At 55.3% G+C, this 17,144-nt stretch carries 10 protein-coding genes and 4 pseudogenes; 9 read left to right on the top strand and 5 right to left on the bottom strand.

Features of this window, described 5'->3' with window-relative positions; genetic code table 11:
- The first annotated feature begins 173 nt into the window (after positions 1-173).
- The 3 genes and pseudogenes from FP2506_RS01350 to FP2506_RS19145 all read left to right on the top strand — a co-directional run.
- Positions 174-665, top strand: a complete 492-nt coding sequence (locus FP2506_RS01350; protein ID WP_148227430.1) for a hypothetical protein — start codon at positions 174-176, stop codon at positions 663-665.
- Positions 658-2,118 carry a hypothetical protein gene (locus FP2506_RS01345; protein WP_007065551.1) on the top strand — a complete coding sequence of 487 codons (1,461 nt, stop codon included), beginning with the start codon at positions 658-660 and terminating at the stop codon, positions 2,116-2,118. The genes FP2506_RS01350 and FP2506_RS01345 overlap by 8 nt, the downstream gene beginning before the upstream one ends.
- A 187-nt stretch (positions 2,119-2,305) precedes the next feature.
- Positions 2,306-2,897: pseudogene (locus FP2506_RS19145) on the top strand (transposase); the annotation flags it as partial.
- Between the two features lie 274 nt (positions 2,898-3,171).
- Here FP2506_RS19145 and neuC read toward each other — a convergent pair.
- On the bottom strand, positions 3,172-4,338 hold the full coding sequence (neuC, locus tag FP2506_RS01335; protein ID WP_187289013.1) for a UDP-N-acetylglucosamine 2-epimerase: 1,167 nt from the start codon (positions 4,336-4,338) through the stop codon (positions 3,172-3,174).
- 14 nt (positions 4,339-4,352) lie between these two features.
- Positions 4,353-5,396 carry an N-acetylneuraminate synthase gene (gene neuB, locus FP2506_RS01330; RefSeq protein ID WP_007065548.1) on the bottom strand — a complete coding sequence of 348 codons (1,044 nt, stop codon included), beginning with the start codon at positions 5,394-5,396 and terminating at the stop codon, positions 4,353-4,355.
- 56 nt (positions 5,397-5,452) lie between these two features.
- Here neuB and FP2506_RS01325 point away from each other — a divergent pair, with 56 nt between their 5' ends.
- The 4 genes from FP2506_RS01325 to FP2506_RS01315 all read left to right on the top strand — a co-directional run bounded on the left by FP2506_RS01325 (position 5,453) and on the right by FP2506_RS01315 (position 10,991).
- Positions 5,453-6,655, top strand: a complete 1,203-nt coding sequence (locus FP2506_RS01325; RefSeq protein WP_244404106.1) for an aminotransferase class I/II-fold pyridoxal phosphate-dependent enzyme — start codon at positions 5,453-5,455, stop codon at positions 6,653-6,655.
- A 19-nt stretch (positions 6,656-6,674) separates the two neighbouring features.
- Complete coding sequence (locus FP2506_RS01320) at positions 6,675-7,919, top strand: UDP-N-acetylglucosamine 4,6-dehydratase (protein WP_007065546.1); 1,245 nt, start codon at positions 6,675-6,677, stop codon at positions 7,917-7,919.
- Entirely contained in the window at positions 7,919-8,545 is a 627-nt protein-coding gene (locus tag FP2506_RS18235) for an acetyltransferase (protein WP_007065545.1), read from the top strand. Before FP2506_RS01320 ends, FP2506_RS18235 begins: the two co-directional genes overlap by 1 nt.
- Positions 8,546-9,527: 982 nt before the next feature.
- Entirely contained in the window at positions 9,528-10,991 is a 1,464-nt protein-coding gene (locus tag FP2506_RS01315) for a glycosyltransferase (protein ID WP_007065542.1), read from the top strand.
- Between the two features lie 32 nt (positions 10,992-11,023).
- Here the strand turns inward: FP2506_RS01315 and FP2506_RS18625 are convergent.
- Positions 11,024-11,805, bottom strand: a pseudogene (locus tag FP2506_RS18625) (IS5 family transposase).
- Positions 11,806-12,201: 396 nt separating this feature from the next.
- Between FP2506_RS18625 and FP2506_RS01300 the strand changes: the two are divergent.
- Positions 12,202-13,383 (top strand): annotated as a pseudogene (locus FP2506_RS01300) (IS256 family transposase).
- Positions 13,384-13,984: 601 nt separating this feature from the next.
- On the opposite strand, the gene FP2506_RS01295 reads toward FP2506_RS01300, so the two are convergent.
- The gene (locus FP2506_RS01295) at positions 13,985-14,722 is read right to left on the bottom strand and encodes an acylneuraminate cytidylyltransferase family protein (protein WP_081448263.1); all 738 of its coding nucleotides are present in this window, start codon (positions 14,720-14,722) and stop codon (positions 13,985-13,987) included.
- A gap of 389 nt (positions 14,723-15,111) precedes the next feature.
- Between FP2506_RS01295 and FP2506_RS01290 the strand changes: the two are divergent.
- Positions 15,112-16,335 (top strand): annotated as a pseudogene (locus FP2506_RS01290) (IS3 family transposase).
- 194 nt (positions 16,336-16,529) lie between these two features.
- Here FP2506_RS01290 and FP2506_RS18885 read toward each other — a convergent pair.
- A partial coding sequence (locus FP2506_RS18885; protein ID WP_040488808.1) for a hypothetical protein occupies positions 16,530-17,144 on the bottom strand: 615 nt, incomplete at its 5' end.

The raw sequence follows: 17,144 nt of genomic DNA, 5'->3' as shown, positions 1-17,144 counted from the left end.
ACACGGTCTTTGCTGCGCTACCACGCACGAAAGTGCGTCTGCTCCCAAGTATAGAGTTCTCGGATTCGATCGGATCGATTATGAAGGTCTCGGATACTTTGAAGAGTGCACTCCGCACATGGCTCAAAAGGCCTTTTAATTTTGTTCTAGTTTTCATAACCTTCGCTGTTATCGTGAATATTGTAGAATTTCCATTTATCGATAAAACCACCAGGCATAATTATAAGGCGATCTACGCCTATGATTCGGTCGACGTGGTCCAAGTCTCGATCGATCGCGACAACTCCTCGCGCGAAACCGTGGCGCCCTACTACTATTTCGGCGTTCTGTTCCCGGACAGTGTCGTCATCATGCCCACACGCGAGCGCATCGCCGACGCGATCGCGATCCGCTCTCTCGGTCTCGCCTCCGAAATCCAGTATCGGGACTACGAGGCGGATCGCCTCTTTGCGTCGATCGATCTTTCGACGAATCTGTGGGACCTGGCGGCCCTCGCGGAGGACCGTGGCAGTACGCTGGCCGTGATAGAAAGAACCTTCGGGATCGCGACGAGCCATCAGCCTTCCGGCATCTTCGTCATTCTCCACGACCCATACGGAAAATTCTACTACGTCGATACCAGCCTTCTCGGCGAGGCCGCGCGCAAAGAGCTCGGCCTTGGGTGAGTTGACCGTCGTCACGGGGCTGTTCGTGTCCGGCTGGACCTTCGGCATGCTTACGGGTCTGTCGGCGGTCGGCGCCTTGATGTTCTCTTTTATTGCGGGCCTTTCGCTCGCGATTTCGGTCGGCGCCACCCTCCTCTTCCTCGGCCTGCCCACGGAGCCGCTGTTCGTCTGGGTGGCAGCTTGCGGCCTGCCTTTCGCGGTTATGCTCATCACCGCTTGGCGCCCCGGCGGACACGAACCGGAAACATTGGCGAGGCGCCTGACGGTTCTCGCGTTCGGCCTGATCTGTGCGGCGGTCGTCGTCTATGCGATGCGCCATGTCGCCATCGTAAAATATCACAGCGACACGTTCAGGTATCTGCGCAGCGCTCTCCTCTTCGCTAAGGGCGAGACCGAATTCATCACTCTCAACGATCTCGGAAAGCGCCTCTACACCTTTCCTATCTCCCTCTCGCTCGCCCGGATCTTCGACGAGTACTACATCAAATCCTTGATCCCGACCCTCTCGCTAGGGGTCCTCGCGACGTCACTTTTCTTCTTCTGGGCGCTGACGGAACGCGAAGCGATTCGACGGAAGGAGCGGATCGTCATCGCGGTGCTGATGTTGCTGCTGATCATCAGCAACAACCGCTATGTCTGGAATTCCTTCTATCTCAACACCCACCTCTACATCGCCGCCTGCGTCATGATCATCGCCGCGGCGGGGGCGATGAATGAGCGATCTACCGGTGTGCCGCAAAGCTTCCTCGTCGCCATCCAGCTCCTCATGTTGCCGCCGCTGGTCTTGGGGCGGGCAGAGGGCTTTCTCCTCGGCGGTCTAGCGGTTCTGCCCTTCGTTCTGAACGGCGCCGCGCCGCGCCGCGATCGGATCGCCGTCCTGATCGGATTTGGAGCGATGACGCTTTCCTGGCACGCCTACCTCGCCCTTGCCCACCTTCGCGCGGACCGGGATCTTCCGCTCTCAGCCCTCGGCCCCACGGCACTCGGAGTCGCCGCAATCTTTGCTGCGCCGCTTCTCACCGCGCCGCTTCTGTCGCGCTTTCGTCGTCCGCTTCTAGGCCTTGCGGAAGCAGGTCTCTGGCTGGTTCTCGCGGTAGCGGCTCTCTACGAGCCGGACATCTTTCTCGGCAGCCTCGATGCAACTTTCCAGAACGTGGTGATCGGCGCGGGTTCCTGGGGACGCTCCTTGGTCGTCCTGACGGGTATCGTGATCTTCACGCTGAGCTTCTGCAAAGACCGGCGCCTTGCGACCCTGCGCTTCCCCGTAACAGCGGCGATCCCGATGTTTTTCCTATTGGCCTTCGTCCGGGACGGCGGTTCCTATCGCGTCGGGAACGGCGACTCGCTCAATCGGATGCTGATAGAGATTTTCCCCCTCTCGGTGCTCTACGTGGCCGTCGCGGCGACTTCGACCGAATGGACGGCGCCCTTCAGACGACGAAGCCGCGACTGATGCGTTGCATATCTAAGATCGCTGTTTCAGTCGGAGAAGCGCAGCTACTCACCGTTCAGTTTTGGTGTATCCTGAGTTAAGCACACAGTGCATAGCGCTAGAGGATATCTTTTGATCGATGAATGGAATGCGAAGTAATTTTTGGAGCGGCACCTGTTTCAAAATCTCTCCATGAAGGAGGTGAATGGTGGGCAGAGCGTTGAGCGAAGATTTGCGTTCACGGGTTCTGAACGCATCTTCGGACGGGATGCCCGCACGTCAGGCTGCAGCCCAGGCCGGGGTCGGCATCTCGACGGCAATCCGTTAGGTCGGGCGCGCGAAGGTTTGTGAGCGAACGCCACAGCTGCAAGGTTGGCGGCGCGGTTCGGCTCTTGATTCGCATGAAGCTTTCATCGTCGGGATGATTGAGGAGCAGAAGGACGTCACGCTCGACGAGATGGTTAAGCGTCTCGTCGACGAAGTGGGAGTTCGAATTAGGTGCAGTACTATGAGCGTCTGGCTCTACCGCCGCGGCTGGGCCTTCAAAAAAGATCGCACACGCGCTGGAGCAAGAGCGAGCCGACCTCCTGGGTCGACGCCGAGCCTGGCTTAAAGCCAGCCCGATCTCGATCCCGCACGCTTGGTGTTCATTGATGAGATGGGACTGTCGACCAATATAGCCCGCTCGCGGTCGGGCGCCTTGCGGCGAGCGTTACCGGGCGGAGATCCCTCACTGTTACTGGAAGACGACGACCTTCACCGGCGCGCTGCGACTGACGGGAATGACTGCGCCCATGGTTCTGTACAGCGCCGCACACGATATCGCCTTGCCTCTCCGAGAAGATGGACCTTTTAGGCTGTAGACCGACAGGGTCGGCAATGCATCGATGCGAAGATTTCGACCTTTTAGAACGATCCGTCGGAACCTTCCGATATGGTCGTACACTTGGGCAGAGTGCGATTTTTAGCCGCCGATAACATCCCCGCTCAAACCCGGGTGCAGTCCAGAAGACCCTCAAAAAATCACTTTCCGCGATGACCCTTTCGTAACATTTGAGTAACTGAAGACTCGGCCTATACAGAATTCAAATTGAAGCGTTTGATTAGAAGTCGAGAATCGACAGTTATTTCAGCAAGAACCTTCGTGATCTTTTGCGAAGCATGTCCATCACCATATACGTTCTCAACCTCTAGCCGGCCGTGTTCAATTGCATTACGCACCGCTTTGATCACGGCACTCCGCTCCGGCGGTACATCGACGACGTTCGCAGAACGCTCACGACCTTTTTGACGACCGCCAATATTAATAACCGGTAGGGAAAAGCTGGCGGCCTCGATGATTCCGGAAGACGAGTTGCCGACCATTACGGCGGCATGTAGCATGGCAGAAAAATACTTATGCCGCCCGAGCGAATTATGGAGGATCATCCAAGGGCAACGTTTCGAATGAAGTTTCAAACGACGATTAATCTCTTGACCCAATTCGTCTGAGTTTGCTTGGCTGAAGAGGGTGGGCATAGCAATCTCATCCAGCGCGGCGATCATCTCATCGAGATCGTCGACCGTTTTATCGGATCGCATTGTTTCCGGATGATAGGTTGCCAATAAAAACGGGCCATCCGGTAGCTTTACCTCGATCCCAAGAGCCTTTCTGTCGAGAATTTTAGTCTCGGCTATTCCATCGAGGGATGGGGCGCCTGTTAGGAAGACTCGCCATGGTTCTTCCCCCATTGCTAATATGCGCTGCTCGCTTAAAGCAGTAGCGCAGAAGTGGAGATGGCTCAGCTTCGTTAGGGAATGACGGTAGAGATTGTCCACGGCCCCCTCACTCTCTTCCCCGCCGTGAATATGGGCGACCGGCACTTTATGCGCGCTCGCGGCAACCACCACGGCATGCATTTCATACCTGTCTCCAAGCACAAGAAGTACGTCCGGCCGGACTGCAAAAAAAAACTCAGAGGCACCCGCCGTTACCTGCGCCATTGCCGCACCAATAGCCACCGAATTGCCTGACCCAAGGGGCATAGGAATCAATCCTGCGAGACGCAGGCCGGATTGTCGGGCGAGGCGCGCGGCACGCATATCATTGCCCTGTTCTAACAGCGGCACGTGATCTCCAGACACGAGAAGGCTTGCTTCGATACGTGGATCAGATGCAAGCGCTTTGAAGACCGGTTGATAGATACCAAAATCTGCGCGACTTGTAGTTGCAACGAATATTCGACGTTTGGTAACCGACACGACTATGTCCGTCTTCAACCGATATCTGAAAGCGCGAGGATAGTTCCGGCCGGAAGAACGCGACTTGCACGACGGCCAATCACGCTTTCGAGGAGTTTCGGCTTTAGCCCGGTACCGGGTCTCCGCGCCCCGCAATTTTGGATCGTGAACAGTTCACCCTTTTTGACCTCCTTCAAGGTCACGAGAGAACGGCGGGCAACCCGCGCAGTGTCGCGCTCAACGTCATGCGGACGTTTTCGCCCGTCGCCTAGTGCAACTTCGATCGTTCTGATATTTGCAACAAACCGCACGAGCTCATCAGGCTCCAGAGAAGCAATGTGATCTGGCCCCGGCAATGATTTATCGAGAGTAAAATGCTTTTCAATCATCTTAGATGCTAGTGGAATACTGGCCAGGCTTGTAGCCTCTCCGAGTGTATGATCTGACCATCCGACAGGACGACGGAACGCAGCCGCTAGCGTCGGTATGGCCATTAGATTGCTCGACGCAGGGTCCGCCGGATAGTCTGACACGCAGTGAAGGATCGCAAGTGGCGGCGAGCCCGCGGCTTCAATCGCATCCACAGCCTCCTCTATATCAGCAAGATTTGCCATCCCAGTGGAGATAATCATGGGTCGGCCCTTGCGTGCCACATGCTGAAGAAACGCAAGGTGTGTCAGATCACCCGACGAAATCTTGAACGCTTCGACACCGAGGCTTTCTAGAAAATCCGCACTATCTTCATCGAACGGAGTTGATAGAAAGCTGATGCCGACCATACTGCAATGATCCTTGATCGTACGCCACTGACTCTCACTTAATTCAAGAGCGGAAAGCATCTCCGCCTGGTTCGTATCAATCCCGTCATTGCGCTTCTGGTAAGCTGCCTTTTCGGCATTTGCCGTCACCAAACCCGCAGCCCTGAAAGTTTGGAATTTGATGGCGTCCGCACCCGCCCGAGCTGCTGCTTCGACCATGTCCAGAGCGCGCTCAATACTCCCATTATGGTTGACCCCAGCCTCGGCGACAACGAATACCCAATTAGGTTGTTTAAACCATTCGTTGATTGCCGCCAACATTTGCTAGGCTCCATCTTACCTGACGTGGACCAATTTGCGATCGCCGCCCCATTTACATGTTCAGTGACAATCGGCAACAAAGGCATCTCAACACCGCCTCGAATCACCGAGACAGAAAGCGTATGATACCTCTTGCTATTCCAAATACCGGCTCACTCGAAGGCGAGTATCTTAAGCGCTGCATTGATGAGAATTTTGTCTCGACGGTAGGCGCCTTCGTGACCCGTTTCGAAGAGGAAGTCGCAGCATTATCAGGCTCACCCGCAGGCGCCGCTATGGGGTCTGGTACGCAGGGATTACATCTCGCTCTAAAAGTTCTTGACGTGCGCTCAGGGGATCTCGTTATTACTCCTAGCTTCACCTTTATTGCCACAGCAAACGCCATCTCACACAGTGGTGCAACGCCGTGGTTCATCGATATAGACTCAACGAATTGGACGATGGATCCCGTTCGTGTTGCAGAAGAAATTGAAGCTCATGCGGTCAAGCGCAATGGCGCACTCTATCATCTTGCGACAGGTCGGCGGATTGCTGCTCTGATGCCGGTCTATACTCTAGGCACTCCAGCGGACATGGATGGTCTAGTGAAAGTCGCGCAGCAATACAATTTGCCGATCGTAGCTGACGCTGCCGCAGCAATCGGAGTGCGTTACCGTGAGAGACCCATAGGCGAAATTGCCGACCTTACCGTGTATTCTTTCAACGGCAACAAGACGATCACTTCTGGGGGTGGTGGCATGATCGTTGGGCGTGAAGATCTTGTGAAGCGGGCGAAACATCTGTCATCGACCGCTCGGGTCTCGCTTGACTACGAACACGACGAAGTCGGCTACAATTATCGCATGACCAACCTCGAAGCGGCGGTGGGCTGTGCCCAACTCCAACGGTTGGGTACGTTTCTCGACGCGAAGAAGCGGATACGTGCCGCATATGACCGCGCATTTGCGAACCACGAGGCAGTAGCACCATTTCCCGCACCTTCGGATGGGGAGAGCACATTTTGGTTGTCAGGCGTCGTGCTATCCGAAAATCAATCAGTTAAGGACGCCTGCACGGCCTTGTGGGCGTCCGGAATCGAAGCTCGCCCTTTCTGGAAGCCAGTTCACTTGCAGGCGCCCTATCGCGGATCACCCTGTGGAACAATGGCGGTGACCAATTCCATATGGCATCGAATTCTCACACTGCCCTGCTCCACGTCTTTAAGTAAAGATAATCAAGCACTCGTCGTCTCTGCCCTCCTCCAACACCTTGAATCTTGAGTGGCTCGAAGCATCGGCTATGACCGCGCAGATAGTTAAAACCGCCGCTTCGCCGGCCGCCATCGCGACTGGACGCGACCAGTCATTCTTTCTGGGCGATCTGACGGTCCACGAAAACACATTGCGCGAAGCGGTCGCGGGCAAACGCATTCTAGCCGTAGGCGCAGCCGGTTCGATCGGCTCCAATACGGTGTTCACGCTCTGCCGTTACGGACCGCGCGCCGTGCATGTTATTGACCAGAATGAGAACAGCCTGGCCGAATTCGTGCGCCAATTCCGATCTTCGCATCATGCTGGCAATGTACGCGATCTGCGTGCGCTGCCGCTAGATTACGGGTCGAAAGCCATGCGTCTCTTCTTAGAGATGGAGGCGCCTTACGATCTCGTCCTCAATTTTGCGGCCATCAAGCACGTGCGTTCGGAAAAAGACATCTTCTCCATCTTACAGATGCTTGACACTAATATCGTGAAACAGGCCCGATTTATGGGCTGGGTGGCCCAATCGGCACCGGACGCGCGCTATTTCAGCGTGTCCACAGACAAGGCCGCCAATCCCTCGTCTTTTATGGGTGCGACGAAGCGGGTGATGGAGCATGTCCTTTTCGACGATGCTTTCTCCAGTCGTTTTCGATCACCCGTTACCTCCGCCCGTTTCGCAAACGTCGCTTTTTCAAACGGTTCCCTTCTGCAAGCCTTCGAGAACAGGCTCGCGCGGCGCGAGCCCCTTGCTTGTCCTGACGGCATTCGCCGGTATTTCGTCAGTTTAGAGGAGTCTGGCCATATATGCACACTTGCGTCACTACTTCTTCCGTCGCAACATATCGGTATCCCTCGCCTGGATCCGCAGACCAACCTCGTTCCGTTGCGAGACATCGCCGAAGCTTTTCTTCGTCACAACGGATTCGAAGCCTCGATCTACGAAGAGGAGGCGTCGGCAAAGGTCAACATCTCGAAGGAAATCGCCGCGGGTCGATGGCCTCTCATTTTGACTAAGCCGGACACCGCCGGGGAGAAGCCTTATGAAGAGTTCATCGCAGAAGGAGAGAACGCGATAGAGGCGGACCTTACTTCCTTACAGGCTGTCTCTTACCGGAGCGCACGGACAGGCGAGGTAGCGCGTGTCGTGGATGTGTTGTCGCGGATCGTGCTGTCAGACGAAGATACAGCCGACAAGGACGGAATCAAATCGCTAATCGGTGCGCTCGAGCCTAGGTTTTTGCATACGCACCGTGACTCGGCACTCATCCTCGACCAGCGTATGTGATGACCCGTCGACTCGGAATTTTCGGAGCCGGGGGGCACGGTCGCAGTGTGGCATCTGTGGCGCGCGCGGCAGGCTGGACGGACATCGTATTCTTCGACCCAGATTGGCCTGTTCGGACAAACAATGCTGCTTGGCCCATTGCCGGCACCGGCGAGGATATTACCGAAGCCATCGCTGCCTGCGACGCTGTGCATGTTGCCCTTGGCGACAATCGAAAGCGTTTATTGCTCCTGGATAGCCTTCTAAGCGCCGGCGCCGAGGCGCCGGCGTTGATACATCCGACGGCATGGGTCTGTCCCGATTGCAGTATCGGTCGCGGAACTGCAATCATGGCCCAATCAGCCGTCAACATTGGAACTCGCATCGGCCGCGGTGTAATAGTCAACACCGGCGCCTTGCTTGATCATGACACGGAAATAGCGGACGGCGGCCACCTTTCACCGGGCTCCGTACTAGCTGGTACCGTCAGCGTCGGGGAGTGCGCCTGGATCGCAGTGGGCGCACATGTCCTGCCTGGAATAAAGATCGGATCAGATGCGGTTGTGGGGGGCGGGGCATTAGTGCACCGAGAGGTCCCTGCGGGAGTTACTGTCGTCGGAGTTCCTGCCCATTCACTTGATACTTGATACCCACGCGACGCGATCATTGACGTTCCTGATTGTGATCGAGGGCATGGTTAAAGTTCGATTTTTTCTCCGAGGATAGTAGCGCTAGGTCTGTCTTTGTCGACCGCAGCGCTTGACGAGAAGGCGCGGCGGTACCCAAAAGTACGGTGCGATTTGGCAGATCGATCTCAGATAATTGGCGGCGTTGCGATACCGCACCTTGCTGGCCACTCGGTAGACTGCGAGTGTTCGAACTTCCCATGGGAGACCAGCGGGAAGATCGTCCGCCTTATACCTGTTTTTGTCGCCTAACAGCCAATCGCAATCCGATCGAGAAGGCTTTCTCAAAGCTCAAAACGCTCCTTCGAAACGCCGGAGACTGAACCTTCGAGACCTTCTGCCTCGCCCTTTGCGCCATCTGTGATCTCTCGACGCCAACCGAAAGCTGGAACTACTTCAAAGCACCAGGGTCCGCTTCCGATTGGCGGTCTGAAGCTCTTGATCAGCAGGAGCACTCGAAGGAAAGTGGTACGACATGGCCACAAAGCCGGGGCAAGCGATCCAAGAGGAGAATTCGGTACAGACTTCGAAGTTTAAGGCAGGGACATTCAGACCTAGGGTTTAAGCGCATGCAGCTCTCAAAATCGATGCGGAACCATTTTTTGGAACAGCATACCGGCCCGTGGCGCCATCAAGGCTATATCCAAAGGCCTGACACACGTCCGATCGAAGACCCTCCCGAGAGTTCGAAGACACTGCTTGCCGAGTAGGGTGTCTCCAGAGACGTTATGATATATATTGTATCACCGGGTGCGGGCATCCACCGCATCAGTACACCGTTGCAATTCGCGATGGTACGCAACCACCCTAGATATAAGGTTTGCACGAGGGTCTTAGCCAAACAACGTTCGATTGTCCTCACGGACAGGAAAACCTTGGCGGTTCCCGCATCGCTTCAAAGAATTGCAGATACATTTTAAGGAACACTCTTGGAAATACCGCGATGAACCAAGACTCCAATCTTTCAAAAACCGCAAAGAAAATCATTTCTAGCGATATCGAGGCTGTCTGCGAATTTTTCTGGGCATTAGAGCGCGACCTCGACCTTGCCGGATGGAAGGTTGATTGCGTTTATCCGTGGATTTTAGTTCGTATGGAATTATTTCTCGAATTGACCACGAGAATGAATATCGTGACATATCCACACCATTTGCACCGTTTGCGGTTACAGGAAAAACGACGGAGAAAAACGGAATACACAGAACGCGGCAAGAAAGAATTCAAACGCCTCGTCTCTCCTTTTATACTTGATACTTTCCTCAATAAGAAGCCATATGCCATCTGGGCCGCAGGCCGGACTTCACATGGGGTGGAGCCGATATCGGCATCCATATTAAATGTAGTTCGTGGCAAAGCAATATATTTTGATCGCACTATGGACGCCGATCTGAAAGGGGCATTCAGTGTCGATGCATTAAAGTATTATTTCACCAAAGAGTTTAGGCAGAAATATGATGTGATGCTCGGCAACCACCATATAGCGAGATGCGTCACTATATCAGAGAGAATCAAAAATTCTTTTGACATTGATGATATAGACATACAGGAGAAAATATGCACCATAATAAAAAGATTCAAAATATTGAAATATGGGTTCTCTAAAATATTTGAAAAGCAACGCACTGAAGTTTTTTTTGTCGTTAATTCGTATAACGCAACGACCATGGCGGCGATCGCGGCTGCGCGGGAATGTAAATGTCGCATTGTTGAGCTTCAACACGGATTATTTTCTAGATTTCAACTCGGCTATAGTTGGCCCGGACAGAATTCATCGATCCCTTATTTTCCCGATGAAATATGGTGCTTTGGTCGCTACTGGCCAGACTCAACGCCTTTACCTCCGGGGGTAAAAACTCAGACAATTGGCTTCCCGATGAGCGGATCTATCAGAAAATTAGATCCCAAGTATGCTCAAGATAAAAAAAGGGTTTTGACAATATCTCAGGGTACCATTGGGCATCAATTATTTCAATGGACCACCGAGCTAGCGGCAATTCGGCCCGATATTAATTTCCTTTTCCGCTGTCATCCTACCGAAAACAGTGAACCATACCATACGCTCGCACGCCGTTATGATTTCCGGAATTTCGAATTTTCAGGATGTTCTTCTATCTACGATGACTTCGCATGCGCGGACATAATTTTTGGTGTCTATAGCACTGCGCTTATTGAGGGTCTGAACTTTGGACTGCCTGTTGTTGCAGCGAAACTCCCCGGGATTGAGCACTTACGGCCTGCTATTGAGGCCGGTGACGTGGTGGCATACGAGGACGCAACTTCTATGGCTCGAGAACTGGACCTTGTTCGGAGGCACGCTCTTAGGTATGAGTACGTTGCGCCGCCTGCGGGCGTTGCATGTTTGAGGACTTTGATTGAGGGTGTGCGATCAGCCAGCCGAGCAGGGTGAAGTGGTTCTCGATTTTGGGAACACGTGCTAGGTTAGGTCCTGTTGACATAGTCTTTCACGCATAGCCTTGCGGCGGCGAGGTTGAGGAAAGCGAGGAACGAGAGGCGGGTTTTGTCGTAGCGGGTTGCGATCCGCCTTGCCTGCTTCAGCCGATTAAACGTGCGTTCGATCCGGTTGCGATCGCGGTAGGCTATCCGGTCGTGCTTGGCCGGGTTCTTACGGTTCGCTCTCGCCGGTATGACCGGCAGAACGCCTTTTTGCAGCAGTTCGGTTCGGAAGGCGTCGCCGTCGTAGCCCTTGTCGGCCAGCATCAGGCGCGGCTTGCCGACCGGGATGTCAAGGAGACCGGCAGCGCTCTTGTAATCGGAAGCTTCGCCGCCGGTCACGAGGAAGCCGAGAGGGCGTTCCTGACCGTACACTCGGGCGTGGACTTTCGACGTAAAGCCGCCGCGGCTTCGACCAAAGCCCTCCGAATAGGTCCCCCCTTTGCGCCGGCAGCCTGCGAATGACCCCGGACCGCCGTGCTGTCGATCATGTGCTGCCAGTCGTCGGTCAGACCCATCTCGACCAGGGTCTCCAAAAGGGCGTCCCAGACCCCTTGTTCGGCTCAGCGTCGGAAGCGGACATAGACGGAATTCCACTTCCCGTAGCGCTCGTGCATGTCGCGCCAGGGACATCCCGCCCGCAGGACGAACAGCATCCCATCCAAAAAACGCCGATTGTGATGGGCTGGGCGGGACTTGGGACCCCGTTCGCTCGGCAGAAGTTCGCCGATCACCGCCCACTCCTCGTCCGTCAGATCGCCTCGCGCCAAAGCCGCCCCCAAAAGACAGCCTTGAATCAGACCTCAGACGGTTTGGGAATCCACTATGTCAACAGGCCCTAGAAACTATGGGCGCCGTTTCATGGACTGAGCGAAAACTGTCGAAGAAGACGAAACGCAGGATGAATCTTGCACGCAAGGCGCGGAATGCGGTGGAGGCGGTTCGCGATCAGGCGACGGTCTGAGCAGATGCGGTCGTCCAATCGCACCTCCCTTGTAAATCATATTGATGGTGCCGTGCTCTGCCGGGTACAGGGTTCGCCCCCGATACCATATGAAACGTGTGAGATTGTAAGCGAGGTCGATTGTGCTGATCTTCGAATCTGCGCGGACGATGTCGATGGTTCGGATGAACGTGCCAAAGGGTCCCTTCCGACGGGCGAAGACATGCTCGACCAGCTTCTGTTGGGCGCCGATCCGACGACTGCTTTTGACCCCGGCGGCCTGCTCGACGGCCTGAAGAAGGCGCCCGCCGAGCGGGCGCTCAACGCCGAGATGGATCACCATCTCGCCGGCGAGAAGGGCGCTGGAAACGGGTGCAACGGCTACGGCAAGAAGACCGTGACGAGCGACAGCGGCAAGTTCGAGCTGTCCGTTCCGCGAGATCGGCAGTCGAGCTTCGATCCGCAGTTGATCGCCAAATATCAGCGCCGCTTTCCGGGTTTCGATGAAAAGGTCGTCTCGATGTATGCCCGCGGCATGAGCAACCGAGAGATCGTCGGCCATCTCCACGATCTCTATGGCGTCAACGTCTCGCCGGACCTGATCTCGGCCGTCACCGACGCGGTTCTGGACGAGGTTGCCGCCTGGCAGGCCCGGCCGCTCGAGCCAGTTTATCCTCTTGTCTTTTTTGATGCCCTCAGGGTCAAAATCCGGGACGAGGGCTTCGTCCGCAACAGGACCGTCCACATCGCCCTTGGCGTGCGCGCCGACGGTACCAAGGACATCCTCGGCCTCTGGCTGGAGCAGAACGAATGCGCCAAGTTCTGGCTGCGGGTTATGAACGAGATGAAGAACCGAGGCGTCGAGGATGTTCTCCTCGCCGTCGTCGACGGCCTGAAGGGTTTTCCCGAGGCGATCGTCGCGGTCTTTCCAGGTGCCACGGTCCAAACCTGCATCGTTCATCTCCTGCGTCATAGCTTCGACTTCATCGCAAGGATCGCAAGCCCGTCGCCGTGGCGCTGAAGGACATTTACCGGGCCACCGACGCCGAAGCGGCTGAAAAGGCCCTGATGGCGGTCGAGAACGGCGAATGGGGCCAGAAATACATGGCCATCGGCCAGAGCTTGGCGCCGGGCATGGAGCGAGGTCATCCCGCTCTTCGCCTTCCCCGAAGAGGTTCGCAAAATCGTCTACACCACGAATCAAATCGAGGCGATGAACTCCAAACTGCGCCGGACGGTACCCGCCCGCGGCCACTTCCCGCGCGACGACGCGGCCATCAAGCGTCCCTTCCTTGCCTTGAACCGGGCCGAGAAGGAGTCGCAAATGGCGCCCCGTGACCGGGCGATGGCCAAAGCGCAGTTCGCCATCCTCTACGGCGAGCGCTTCACAGCGGCTAGGGCCTGAAAATCTTCAACCGCCCGCCCACACACAAACGAAACCCCTAACACTCCCCGTTCATCCGAATCATCGGCATCGCGCGCGCCGAGGCGAAGATCGGCATGGGTATTCTCGACTACTATCTCACGCGCTTTGTCTGACATCAGAGGCGAAGTGCGCCCGCGTGATGGCGAAAGCGCCGTCAGAGCGGTCTGAAGACGATCTGCAAATCACCAAAACTCGGAAATTAGACGCGTCAAAGCAAATGCGGTCCCGACACAACCTTCAAGCCGCTTAAAGCACTTGTAAATCAGCGAATTTTGGAAATGTTCAGCTGATTGTGCAAAGCATTAGTGACCCCTGGGATCACTGCGGCGTCCAGGAACAATCTCCATAGTCCCCAATATCCTTGCACACGTACTCGATTCCAAATAGTCCCAACGAACGCGCCGTTTAGGTCCGAAGCGACCTCGCAACCGTGCCCAAGTCCTGTCGTCCCGCTCGAAATCGCAGTTCTTAGTAGTCTCTAGATCATCTGATGTAGGCATTAACGGTTATGGTTGCTGCGATCATCCGCGAAACCTGCCGTGGCCCAGGTTGATGCGTTCATGACCGGTTTCACGTATAGTCAACTCCCTTGAATCCTTTTGTTCAACATCAGTTCTGCAAACATCAATTCATACGGTTCGTCGATGTCTACTGACACACTCGATGCCATCACATAAGCTCTGGCAGCATCCCACCACGAGCCACCTGAAGCGATTCTAGAGGCCGATGCTATGTATATCGCACCATTGGGCGCATAGACCTGCGATCCTTGCTGGCGCGTATCGGAGATTTTACCAATACTGTGCAACATACTCCCTTCATCTAATTCGAATAGCCACGGCTTGACCTTAGCTACGGAAATAACGGACATTCCGCTCTCTTGATGTATGAATAGCGCTGCGTCTATATCGTCGGAAGTTCTTAATGGGGATGTTGGCTGAAGATAAACGAGTGTTTTCATATCCAACGTTTCTACTGCGTGTCGGACAACCTCCATGCTGGAGGATTCGTCTGCAGCAATAGTACTTGGCCGAAGAAAAGGAGCCTCCGCTCCTAATGCCAGGCTGATGTCTCGAATCTCTTCATCGTCCGTTGAAACTACGACCCTATCCACACGCCGCGCCTCAAGCGCTGCATCGATTGTCCAAGCGATTAACGGTCTTCCGGCTACTAGACGAATATTCTTCCGCGGTATACCTTTCGATCCACCGCGCGCTGGTATTAACGCAATAACACCCATTTTTACCGACCTTACTTTTCGTTGTTTTTTTGGCCTATAGACCCACGAATAGGTTTTAGAGGCACTCTGCGAGAACATTAGTCTGGTCTTCTACTATAGAATGCCTCATCGGTTCCGGTCGGCATACTGAGCGGCGCATACCCTAATCGAGCCTTGAGTGAGTTGAAAGCGGACGCCGGTCGGGACGGATTTGATCGCTTAGGCCCGTAACCTCTGGAAGTCGACGTCGGCGACGGGATTCACCGGCGGGATCCCCTGGTCTGAAAGTTGCCACAACCGAACCAAGACGGCTCTGGCTTGCCTAGGTCCTAAATTCGATCCCCCCAACAATGGCGCCGTACGTGCATACATTATTGTCGATCAAATGATCTTACCGGCAGTTCGAGGTCCTCTATGGACCGCACCCTTTTTTGACCGGACAGTCGGCATAGCCGACAAGGCATAGGCATTCGCCTACGAGTACGACTATGTCTAAAGCTTCGGATGGCTCGTTTTCATGGGTCGAAATCATCACCTCGGTGCAGCGTCGACCCCGTCGGTCGACGGTCGAGAAGGTTCCCCTCGTGGAAGAGGCAATGCAGCCTGGGATGAGCGTATCCTTTGTTGCCCGCCAGACCGTCATATTCCCTTCGCAGTTCTTTGCCTGGAAGCGGCGCATGCTGGAGGGCGGTCATGCCTCAGTCCAGGCCGACGAGGATGCCGTCGGCACGTCCAAGGTACGTGATCTGGAGAAGCGCGTCCGCGATCTCGAACGGCTCCTCGGTCGCAAGACCATGGAGAACGAGATCCTGAAGGAAGCCTTGGACGGCGCACGCCGAAAAAACAGGCGTCGCGCTTGCTGTCCTGAGAGATCCGAAGAACGGTTCCCGGTGAGCCTCGTCGCCGAGACGTTGAAAGTCTCTCGTTCCCACCTCAACGAGCGACGCATTGCCAGTCCAAAGCCAAGAGGGCCCTATTGAAAGGCTGATGACGCCGAGGTCCTCCCATTGATCCGCGCCGTGGTCGACGAGCGGCCGACCCATGGCTACCGGCGCGTTACGGCCCTCGTGAACCGGCAACGGAGAGATACGGATCAGCCACCGATCAACGCCAAGCCAGTTCTGCGCATCATACGTCTCAACGGGCTTGTCCTTGAGCGCTTGAGCGCACGTCGTCCCGGGCGCGTCCATGACGGCGTCGTCATCGCGCTCCGTTCGAACGTTCGCTTGTGCTCGGATCATCTCGAAATCATGCTCGAAACCGCGAGGTTGTCCGCATCCTCTTCGTTTTGGACGCCTGCGATCGCGAGATCATTGCATGGCTCGCCGTCGCCAATGCGGGCATCTCCGGCGAGATGGTGCGTGACCCGATGGTCGCCGCGATCGAAAGGGGGTTAGGCGGAACGAAGACACCTCACCCGGTCAAATGGCTGTCGGACAACGGAAGCGCCTACATCGCGGCTAATACCGCCGACACCGCGACCGCCCTCGGCCTCGTTCAGCTCTTCACGCGGGTTCGCAGCCCGGAGTCGAACGGCATGACGGAGGCCTTTGTGAAAACCTTGAAGCGAGCCCATGCTCGCGCCACCATCCTGCCGGATGCCGAGACCATCGGCCTTGCTGACGGGATAGATCGAGGATTATTGCGAAATCGCCGCGCACTTAGGACTGAGATTTCGATCGCCTCGGGAGTTCATCCGCGTCAATGCCTAAACCCAACCGCCGACCGTCCGGCGAAACGGGGCCCACTCTGGCTCCAATCGCCGCAGGATGAAAGATCGGGGGCAGGTCAGATCGCAAAATTGCATTGCATCCAGCGCAGTTCACATGACGGCATATGGCGGCTGTTGAAGCCCTCTGATGATGACTATAAAACAATTTTTGTTCGGTGGCGGGCAAACGGATGGCTACAGGTCAAGCAGCTTTCGGAGGGGCCGCGCTATTGGCGATAGCGGTCTACGGTAAGATAATAGGAGCTCCGAATAGCATCTCATAATTGAGCCTTGTCGCTCTTTTGGCTTTTGCTTGCCGTTCCTCAACTGGTTTGCAATTATTTCCCTGGCGCGCTCTAGAGCTCGACCATCACGGAGCACATCGACTGCGGATTCGTTAGCAGCAAGTCGCTTAAGCGTTGGAACTATCTCCTCTGGTGAAGATATCTCTGGTGCAATTCCTGATGAGTCGAGGTCGAATGGTAGAGGCTTTCCAAAAGGATTTACAGCGATGGCTGGCTTTTGCATTGCATGAGCCTCGATGGCAACGGAACTAAAGTGCGTAAAAACAGCGTCCGAGGCAACAATTGCAATAGGAGACTTCGCTTCCTGATTAACTAGGATCTCGATGTTGTATGTTCGTGCAAGTTCATCATAGGCTTGGCGGTACGGGCTGGTCTCGTTCGGATGCATCTTAATCAAAACTGTGACACCACCGCGAGCCAACGCTGCATCACAAACTACACGAGCGACGGTGATGATGGTTTTGACGCCAAGCGGCTGCGAAGCGAAGAGCCATACGTCACCATC

The organism is Fulvimarina pelagi HTCC2506 (assembly GCF_000153705.1).
Classification (GTDB): Bacteria; Pseudomonadota; Alphaproteobacteria; order Rhizobiales; family Rhizobiaceae; genus Fulvimarina; species Fulvimarina pelagi.
This window is presented reverse-complemented; position numbering and strand designations above follow the sequence as displayed.

Excerpts from the sequence above, each read along its gene's own strand:
- FP2506_RS01295 (WP_081448263.1), bottom strand. The coding sequence starts at position 14,722 with ATGTTCTCGCAGAGTGCCTCTAAAACCTATTCGTGGGTCTATAGGCCA.
- FP2506_RS01320 (WP_007065546.1), top strand. The coding sequence starts at position 6,675 with ATGACCGCGCAGATAGTTAAAACCGCCGCTTCGCCGGCCGCCATCGCG.
- neuB (WP_007065548.1), bottom strand. The coding sequence starts at position 5,396 with ATGTTGGCGGCAATCAACGAATGGTTTAAACAACCTAATTGGGTATTC.
- FP2506_RS01315 (WP_007065542.1), top strand. The coding sequence starts at position 9,528 with ATGAACCAAGACTCCAATCTTTCAAAAACCGCAAAGAAAATCATTTCT.
- FP2506_RS01325 (WP_244404106.1), top strand. The coding sequence starts at position 5,453 with ATGTTCAGTGACAATCGGCAACAAAGGCATCTCAACACCGCCTCGAAT.
- FP2506_RS18235 (WP_007065545.1), top strand. The coding sequence starts at position 7,919 with ATGACCCGTCGACTCGGAATTTTCGGAGCCGGGGGGCACGGTCGCAGT.